The organism is Mesorhizobium sp. M7A.F.Ca.US.002.01.1.1, assembly GCF_004022955.1.
In the GTDB taxonomy this organism is placed as follows: Bacteria; Pseudomonadota; Alphaproteobacteria; order Rhizobiales; family Rhizobiaceae; genus Mesorhizobium; species Mesorhizobium ciceri.
The window spans coordinates 1-7,712 of sequence record NZ_RZQE01000290.1 but is presented as its reverse complement, the minus strand read 5'-3'; the positions used below and the strand labels follow the sequence as shown (position 1 = coordinate 7,712).

At 63.9% G+C, this 7,712-nt stretch carries 10 protein-coding genes, 1 pseudogene and 1 riboswitch; of the genes and pseudogenes, 8 read left to right on the top strand and 3 right to left on the bottom strand.

Annotated elements, in window-relative coordinates:
* On the top strand, positions 1-676 hold a 676-nt coding region (locus EN932_RS23825; RefSeq protein WP_164774636.1), incomplete at its 5' end, for a magnesium transporter.
* A gap of 157 nt (positions 677-833) precedes the next feature.
* Positions 834-1,220, top strand: a complete 387-nt coding sequence (locus tag EN932_RS23820) for a MerR family DNA-binding transcriptional regulator (protein ID WP_013531113.1) — start codon at positions 834-836, stop codon at positions 1,218-1,220.
* Between the two features lie 84 nt (positions 1,221-1,304).
* Here the strand turns inward: EN932_RS23820 and EN932_RS23815 are convergent, their stop codons facing one another.
* Together EN932_RS23815 and EN932_RS23810 are read right to left on the bottom strand one after the other, a co-directional pair.
* Positions 1,305-1,781 carry an isoprenylcysteine carboxylmethyltransferase family protein gene (locus EN932_RS23815; RefSeq protein ID WP_024501351.1) on the bottom strand — a complete coding sequence of 159 codons (477 nt, stop codon included), beginning with the start codon at positions 1,779-1,781 and terminating at the stop codon, positions 1,305-1,307.
* Entirely contained in the window at positions 1,778-2,776 is a 999-nt protein-coding gene (locus EN932_RS23810) for a DUF1624 domain-containing protein (RefSeq protein WP_063168230.1), read from the bottom strand. Before EN932_RS23810 ends, EN932_RS23815 begins: the two co-directional genes overlap by 4 nt.
* A 223-nt stretch (positions 2,777-2,999) precedes the next feature.
* Here EN932_RS23810 and EN932_RS23805 point away from each other — a divergent pair, with 223 nt between their 5' ends.
* From EN932_RS23805 to cobO, 5 genes are all read left to right on the top strand, one after another.
* The gene (locus tag EN932_RS23805) at positions 3,000-4,199 is read left to right on the top strand and encodes an MFS transporter (protein ID WP_013531116.1); all 1,200 of its coding nucleotides are present in this window, start codon (positions 3,000-3,002) and stop codon (positions 4,197-4,199) included.
* 65 nt (positions 4,200-4,264) lie between these two features.
* Positions 4,265-4,461, top strand: a riboswitch (cobalamin riboswitch).
* 35 nt (positions 4,462-4,496) lie between these two features.
* Positions 4,497-4,676, top strand: coding sequence for a CbtB domain-containing protein (locus EN932_RS23800; RefSeq protein WP_013531117.1), 180 nt, complete (start codon positions 4,497-4,499; stop codon positions 4,674-4,676).
* A 15-nt stretch (positions 4,677-4,691) separates the two neighbouring features.
* Entirely contained in the window at positions 4,692-5,462 is a 771-nt protein-coding gene (locus tag EN932_RS23795; protein ID WP_127368369.1) for a CbtA family protein, read from the top strand.
* On the top strand, positions 5,455-5,970 hold the full coding sequence (cobU, locus tag EN932_RS23790; RefSeq protein ID WP_127368368.1) for a bifunctional adenosylcobinamide kinase/adenosylcobinamide-phosphate guanylyltransferase: 516 nt from the start codon (positions 5,455-5,457) through the stop codon (positions 5,968-5,970). Before EN932_RS23795 ends, cobU begins: the two co-directional genes overlap by 8 nt.
* 1 nt (position 5,971) lies before the next feature.
* The gene (gene cobO, locus EN932_RS23785; RefSeq protein WP_063172410.1) at positions 5,972-6,586 is read left to right on the top strand and encodes a cob(I)yrinic acid a,c-diamide adenosyltransferase; all 615 of its coding nucleotides are present in this window, start codon (positions 5,972-5,974) and stop codon (positions 6,584-6,586) included.
* Between the two features lie 36 nt (positions 6,587-6,622).
* On the opposite strand, the gene cbiB is transcribed toward cobO, so the two are convergent.
* On the bottom strand, positions 6,623-7,594 hold the full coding sequence (gene cbiB / locus EN932_RS23780; RefSeq protein ID WP_063172409.1) for an adenosylcobinamide-phosphate synthase CbiB: 972 nt from the start codon (positions 7,592-7,594) through the stop codon (positions 6,623-6,625).
* Between cbiB and EN932_RS39025 the strand changes: the two are divergent.
* Positions 7,593-7,712 (top strand): annotated as a pseudogene (locus EN932_RS39025) (threonine-phosphate decarboxylase); the annotation flags it as partial. The gene cbiB and the pseudogene EN932_RS39025 sit on opposite strands and share 2 nt — an antisense overlap.

Genomic DNA, 7,712 nt, shown 5'->3' with positions numbered 1-7,712 from the left:
GTACGATCTTTTGTCGGCCGCGGTCGTCGACGAGAACGAACGGCTGGTTGGCGTTCTGACCATCGACGATGTCGTCGACGTCATCCAGCAGGAGGCCGAGGAAGATCTGATGCGCATGGGCGGCGTCGGCGACGAAGAGCTTTCCGACAGCATCTTTTCGACCTCGCGCTCACGCGTTCCGTGGCTGCTGATCAACCTTCTGACCGCGTTCCTGGCGGCGTCGGTGATCAGCCTGTTCGACCGCACGATCGAACACATCGTGGCACTGGCGGTGCTGATGCCGATCGTCGCGGGCATGGGCGGCAATGCCGGCTCGCAAACCATGACCGTCACCGTGCGGGCGTTGGCGACCAGGGATCTCGACATCTACAATGCCGGCCGCATCATTCGCCGCGAGATGGGTGTCGGCTTCATCAACGGCATCGTCTTCGCCATCCTGATCGGCATCGTCGCGGCAGCCTGGTTCCGTGATCCCAATCTGGGCGGGATCATCGCGGCGGCGATGATCATCAACATGTTCGTGGCCGCCCTGGCCGGCATCCTGATCCCGCTGCTGCTCGATCGTTTCAAGGTCGATCCGGCGGTCGCTTCGGCGGTCTTCGTCACCACGGTTACCGACGTCGTCGGTTTCTTTGCATTTCTCGGCATTGCCACGTGGTGGTTCGGCGTGCCCTGAAGGCACGCCTTTTGGCTCAATTGACTTTTACGTAAATGCCGTGCGAGGCTCGCGCGGGGCGCCATGTCGATTCCGGCATGGCATGGGTTTTGGTTCGGGACAGAAGGGTGACGCCGCCATGGCGATCGCCCCGGTGTTTCGGCGTGTGGGAGTGGCAATGCGAGAATATTATTCGATCACCGAGTTGACCCGCGAGTTCGACGTGTCGACGCGGACGCTGCGCTTTTACGAGGACGAAGGACTGGTGCAGCCGGTGCGGCGCGGCCGCACGCGGCTGTTTCGCCCCTCCGACCGGCAGCTCATTCGCCAGATCATGCGCGGCAAAAGGCTTGGCTTCTCGATCAACGAGATTCGCGAAATCATCCAGATGTACAAGGAGCCGCCCGGCGAAGTCGGCCAGCTCAACCTGATGATCAAGCGCATCGAGGAAAAGCGCGAGGATCTCCGGCAGAAACGCCGCGACCTCGAGGAGACGCTGGCTGAACTCGACCAGGCCGAGGAGTCTTGTGTGGAGCGGCTGGTGGAGCTTGGCGTGAATACCTAGGCAGAGAGTTTGAGGGACAGCGCCCCCCTCTCTCCTGCCGGACATCTCCCCCACGAGGGGGAGATTGGCCGCTTGAAAGCCAGCTCAAATCCAGCGGCGCACGCGTTTGGCGTAGTCGCGGTATTTCTTGCCGAATTTTGCCGCCAGCACCTTTTCCTCGCCTTCGATCGCCACCTTCTGCGTGGCATAGGCGGCGATGAACGCCAGCGGCAGGAACCACACGATGCCCGAGACAAAGGCGACGCCGATCAACAGCAGCGTGTTGGCCAGATACATCGGATTGCGGGTGACGCCGAAGGGACCCGTGGTGACCAGGTGATCGGGTACAGCGTTGGGGTTGAGCGTGGTCTTGGCCCGGATCATGGTGCGGATCGCGGTGAACCAGAGTGCGGCGACGGCAAACAGCGCCACCCAGCCGGCCGCGAACAGGATATCGCCCAGCAGGTCGCCGATCCAGGGCAGGGGATAGAGCAGGCCCAGTGCGATGCTGACGGCGATGGCGGCGATGTAGATCAGCGGCGGCCACGGTATGAGCCCCGGCTTCGGCTGGTTCTCGGTCATTCGGCCCCTCCCTCCATCAACTTGCTGTCGGTCTTGGCGGTGCACATGCCGGCGAGATCGGACAAATGCGCTTTCCACTCCGCAGTCTGATCGTTGTTGTAGAGCCTATCAAGCGTGGACTCGCCCTCGAGCGTATCGAGCATGCAGACACAGTAGCTCGTACAGAACTCGGTGTCGCGCGACTGCTCGCAGGACAGCTGACAGGTTTTGAGGAAATTCACCTGCGGGGTTTCGACCTGCGCCGGCATGATCTGCGAGAACAGCCAGACGCAGCCGATCAGCAGCGGCTGGTGGATCAAATAGAAAGCCAGGCTGTGCCGGCCGATGAAGACCAGCGGGTTGGCCAAGCGACCGGGCGCCAGATTGGCAAGCCTGGCAAGCAGGCCGGCACCTGCGGCGAGTTTCGTCACCGCGATGCCCGCAAGTACGGCGCCGAACCACGGAAACAGCGGAACGTAGTCGTTGGAGCGCGGATTGGTCGCCGACAGGCCGACCCACCACAGCCATGGGTGATCGAAGGCCTCGAAGCGCAGATAGACGGGGGCGGCGATAACGAGCGCGGCGACGACAAGCGTCAGCAGCGCCGGCAGGCGCAGGAAGGCGAGACCGAGCAGGCTGGCCAGCGCGATCTCGTGCAAGATGCCGAAGAAGATGAAGCCGTCCGGAGTGGCTATGCGGGTGACGACCGAAATCGCGATCGCGGCTCCGGCGACCATGGCGAACCGCTTCCAAAAGCCGTTCCAGCGGATTTGTCGGCCGTGGGCGAGATACAGGCTGACGCCGACCAAGAACAGGAAGGTCGAGGCGATGCAGCGCGCGTAAATCTTCCACCAGCCGAAGGCGGTCAGGCCGGGATCGGTGTAGCCGAAGAACTCCAGATCCCAGGTGAAATGGTAGCTTGCCATGGCGATCAGCGCGATGCCGCGCACGATGTCGATGGCGACGATGCGCTTTGGTCGATCCTGAACGGGCGCGGTCGGCGTTTGGATGCTCATGGTCTCGCATTCTGATTCAGCCCCGCTGGAGGACTATCACGGTTGCCCAGGACAAAAGAAGACCGGCAACCCTGCCGATAACGCCGGATCAGCCGCGGCATTGGGCCAGTGCCGGAAAGCCTTTGGCCGGCTTCGCTTTTGCCGGATGCACGTCGGTTTCCTCTTATTGGCGCTGAGGTCGCCACGGCAGATTTGACCCGGTGAATCTGCTTCGGGGAAAGCAATGTCCACCCATGTGCGCCATCCGATCTGGCTACCGGCCCTCAAGGCCGCGGACGCGCGCACCTTCGCTTCGCTCTATGCGGTCGAATCCTTCGCCCGCGCCACGGTGTCGAGCGTCATCCCGATCCAAGCTTACGAGATCCTGCACAACGAGCAGATCGTCTCGATCCTCTACACCGTCGTGGCGATGCTCGGCCTGTCGGTGACATTGTTCATGCCGATGCTGATCCGCCGTTTCGCCCGGCGCTGGGTCTACACGGCGGGCGCCTGCCTGCTGGCCATCGGCTCGCTGTTCTTCGTCACCGACACGCTTGCCGGGCAACTGGCCGGCATGCTGTGCCGGGTGATGGGAGCCAGCGCGCTGTCGATCACGCTCAACCTCTACATCATGGACCACATCCGCAAGACCGACTTCATGCAGGCCGAATCGCTGCGCATGGCGTGGTCGATGCTGGCCTGGACCGGTGGGCCGACGCTCGGCATCTTCCTCTACACGCGCTTCGGCGTCTATGCCGCGCATGGCGCGGTGGCCGTGTTCGCGTTAGCGCTGCTGGCATTGTTCTGGACCTACCGGCTCGGCGACAACCCGTCGATCCGTCCCGGCAAGACGCGACCAGCCAATCCGCTCGCCAATATCGGCCGCTTCATCGCCCAGCCCAGGCTCAGGCTGGCCTGGCTGATCGCGTTTGGGCGCTCCTGTTTCTGGACGACGTTCTTCGTCTATGGGCCGCTGTTCATGGTCATTACGGGTGAGGGCAAGCTGGCCGGCGGCCTGCTGGTTTCGGCCGGCAACGCGCTTTTGTTCATGGCGATTTTCTGGGGCAAGGCGGGAAAGCGCTTTGGCGGCCGCAGGACCATGACATTTGCCTATTTCGCCATGTCGGTCGCGCTTCTGGCGGCGGGCTTCGTCGGCGAAACCGTGCCGCTGCTCACCGGCGCCTTCTTGCTCTGCGGCGCCTTCTTCACCATTGCGCTCGATGCGCTCGGCTCGACCGCCTTCATGCGCTCGGTGCGCTCCTATGAAAGATCGCAGATGGCGGCGGTCTATCGCACCTATCTCGACTTTTCCGAGCTGACGCCGCCGCTGGTCTATTCGGTGGTGCTGGCCTTCTTCGGCCTGGGCTCGGTGTTCGTCACGCTGGGCCTGCTGGCGGCGGTCTGCGGCTTCGTGACGTGGCGCTATCTGCCGAAATCGCTTTGACCTTCATGGCGCATTCGCAACGGTCGCCGGCGGAATTTGGTTTGCCGGACGCGAGGATTCTGCCTATAGTCGCCGGTGTCGCCGGTTCCATTTTGGAGCCAAGAGGGAATGCGGTAAGGGCGGATTTCGCCCAATGCCGTGGCTGCCCCCGCAACTGTGTGCGGTAGTCCTCTCCATATGCCACTGAAGATTTTTCTTCGGGAAGGTGGGGAAGGACGCTGATCCGTGAGCCAGGAGACCTGCCGGCGACAGGAAACTGACTTCGATGCCCTCGGGTGGAGGGCGAAAGGACAAGACATGACTACCGCTTCCGTCTCCCTCGGCGCTTCCGTCTCCTCGCAGTCGCGCTTCATGCAGCTCGCGCTTGCCGCGCTGCTCGGCATTTTCGTGATGGGCTTTGTCGGCTTCTCGCATATCGATGCGGTCCACAATGCGGCTCACGACTATCGCCATTCGATGGCATTTCCCTGCCACTGACGAGGGGCTGACATCATGAACCTGTTTCGCAACGTCGTGTTCATCGCGGCGATCGCAGGGCTCGTGGCCGGCGTCGTTCTTGCCTGCATGCAGGCCTATGCGACCGTGCCGCTGATCCTGAAGGCGGAGGTCTACGAACAGGCGGGCGGCGGGCATCACCATGACCATGCCGCTCCGGCAGCAACGAATAGCAATGCCATGAGCACAGCCGCTCCGGCCCCTGCCGAAGCGACTGCTGCGGCGGAAGACGAGGGCTGGGCGCCGGCAGACGGTTTCGAGCGTTTCGCCTTCAGCGTGCTTGCCAACATCGTCACCGGCATCGGCTTCGGGTTGATCCTGGTCGCGGTTTCCGAATTCGCCGGCGGCATCGGTGGTTGGCGCCAGGGCGTGTTCTGGGGCCTGGCCGGCTTTGCCGTGTTCACGCTGGCACCGGGCCTCGGCCTGCCGCCGGAACTGCCGGCCATGCCGGCCGCCGATCTCACCCAGCGCCAGATCTGGTGGTGGGCAACGGTGGCGGCAACCGCTGCCGGTCTCGGCCTGATCGCGTTCCGCAAGTCGCTGCCGCTGGCGATCCTTGCCGTCCTTTTGATCGTCGCACCGCATGTTGTCGGGGCACCGCAGCCCGACAGTTACGAGACGGCGATTCCGGAAGGGCTGCATCACCAGTTCGTGGTGGCGGTGACCGTGACCAATCTGGTGTTCTGGCTGGTGCTCGGCGCGGTTGTCGGCGTGGTGCGCGGCCGCTTCACCGGCACCGCGACCAGCCTGCGCGACAGCTTTGCCTGATCGCAAGACACTGACCTTCCTCATCGGCGGTGCGCGCTCCGGCAAGAGCGCGCGCGCCGAAATTTTGGCGACCGCCTTGCCGCCGCCCTGGACCTATATCGCCACGGCGCAAGCCTATGATGACGAGATGCGTGAGCGCATCGCGTTGCACCGGTCGCGGCGCGGCGAAGGCTGGACGACCATCGACGCACCGCTCGACCTCGCCGGCGCCCTTGCCGCCTTGCCGGACGATCGGCCGGTGCTTGTCGACTGCCTGACGCTGTGGCTGACCAACCATATGCTGGCCGAACACGATCTGGACCTTGAATGCCGGCGATTGGCGGAGGTGTTGTCGCGGCCGCGCGGACCCTGGTTCGTGGTGTCCAATGAAGTCGGCCAAGGCATCGTGCCGGACAATGCACTGGCGCGCCGCTTTCGCGATGCCGCCGGCCGGCTCAACCAGCAGGTCGCGGCGATTGCCGATACGGTGCTGCTGATGGTGGCGGGGCTGCCGCTCAAGGTGAAATGATATGACCGATATCGACAATAAGGACGAAGAGCGCCACCGCGCCAAGATGGCCAAGCGCAAGGCGGTGCAGGATGCCGAGGTGGCGAGCAAGACGGTCGAGAAGGGATTGCTCATCGTCAACACCGGCCCGGGCAAAGGCAAGACCACGGCCGCCTTCGGGCTGGCGCTGCGGATGCTCGGCTACGGCAAGCGCGTCGGTGTCGTCCAGTTCATCAAGGGCAAGTGGCACACCGGCGAGAAGGACGCCTTCGCCGCCTTCGGCGACCGTGTCGTGTGGCACGCGATGGGCGAGGGGTTCACCTGGGAAACCCAGGATCTGAAGCGCGACATCGCTGCCGCCGAAGCCGCCTGGGCCAAGGTGCTCGAACTGATGGCCGATCCGTCGATCAGCCTGCTGGTGCTCGACGAATTGAACATTGCGCTGCGCTACGACTATCTCGATCTCGACAGAGTGGTTGGCGCGCTAAAAGCGCGGCGCGAGGGCCTGCATGTCGTTGTCACCGGCCGCAACGCCAAGCCGGCGCTGGTCGAGGCCGCAGACCTCGTCACCGAAATGGGCGTGACCAAGCATCATTTTTCCGCCGGCGTGAAAGCGCAGCAGGGGATCGAGTTCTGAGTGTTCCTCAACCTCCCCAGACGGGGGAGGGTGAGGTTAAGTCACAACGATGACAACGACCGAAACCAACCCGAACAGAGCGATCAGCAGATAGTCGGCGACGCGATAGAGTTTCAGCGCCTGCCTGATGTCGAGGCTGTCGGCTTCGCGCCGGCCGCCTTCGCCCATGAAGACGTCGTCGACCAGCACGCCGCCATAGAAACGCGGCCCGGCGAGCGCCAGGCCGAGCGCACCGGCCATCGCCGCTTCCGGCCAGCCGGCATTGGGCGAGCGATGTTTTTTCGCGTCGCGCCGCACCGCATGCCAGGCTTTTTTCGCATCAGCGCCTTTGACGAAGAATGCCGCCAGCACGATCAGAAGCGCCGTCAGCCGCGACGCCGGCAGGTTGATCCAATCGTCAAAGCGCGCCGCCGCCCAGCCGAACGCCTCGTGGCGCGGGGTGCGGTGGCCGATCATCGAATCGGCGGTGTTGGCGGCCTTGTAGGCGGCGCCGCCGGCCAGGCCGCCGACGCCGGTCCAGAAGGCAGGGGCGACGATGCCGTCGGAAAAATTCTCGGCCAGGCTCTCGATCGCCGCGCGGCAGACACCGGCCCGGTCGAGCGTTTCAGGGTCGCGACCGACGATCCGCGAAACGGCAAGGCGGGCCAAGGCGAGGCCGCCGGTGTCGAGGGCGTCAGCCACCGCCTCGACATGCTCATAGAGGCTCTTCTGCGACAGCAGCGACGTTGCCAGAAGGGCCGTGATGACCAGGCCCATGGGAACGAACCAGAACAGGATCTGTACGCCCAGGCCGACTATCGCCGGCACCAGCACGATGACCAGCAGCGCCTGGACACCGCGCTTGCGACGCAGCGCGTCGGGATCAGTGGCGCGGTTGAGCCTGCGGTCGAGAAAGGATATCAGCCTGCCGAACCACGTCACCGGATGGCCGATGGCGCGAAACAGCCAGTCGGGGTAACCGAGGGCGAATTCGACGACCAATGACAGGAAAGCGATCAGGACTGACATGAAGCTTCTTAATGGGGCGGTTGTGGACCATGGTGGAAGTCTTGGCCGTGCGAGGGTGCTTTTCCCCAACGCCCTGCTGCCTTTCGTCGACCTCTCGACCGGTATCAATCCGCACTCC

Bases quoted from the DNA above. Each gene is read 5' to 3' on its own strand.
- EN932_RS23820 (WP_013531113.1), top strand. From the start codon at position 834: ATGCGAGAATATTATTCGATCACCGAGTTGACCCGCGAGTTCGACGTG.
- EN932_RS23815 (WP_024501351.1), bottom strand. From the start codon at position 1,781: ATGACCGAGAACCAGCCGAAGCCGGGGCTCATACCGTGGCCGCCGCTG.
- EN932_RS23810 (WP_063168230.1), bottom strand. From the start codon at position 2,776: ATGAGCATCCAAACGCCGACCGCGCCCGTTCAGGATCGACCAAAGCGC.
- EN932_RS23805 (WP_013531116.1), top strand. From the start codon at position 3,000: ATGTCCACCCATGTGCGCCATCCGATCTGGCTACCGGCCCTCAAGGCC.
- EN932_RS23800 (WP_013531117.1), top strand. From the start codon at position 4,497: ATGACTACCGCTTCCGTCTCCCTCGGCGCTTCCGTCTCCTCGCAGTCG.
- EN932_RS23795 (WP_127368369.1), top strand. From the start codon at position 4,692: ATGAACCTGTTTCGCAACGTCGTGTTCATCGCGGCGATCGCAGGGCTC.
- cobO (WP_063172410.1), top strand. From the start codon at position 5,972: ATGACCGATATCGACAATAAGGACGAAGAGCGCCACCGCGCCAAGATG.
- cbiB (WP_063172409.1), bottom strand. From the start codon at position 7,594: ATGTCAGTCCTGATCGCTTTCCTGTCATTGGTCGTCGAATTCGCCCTC.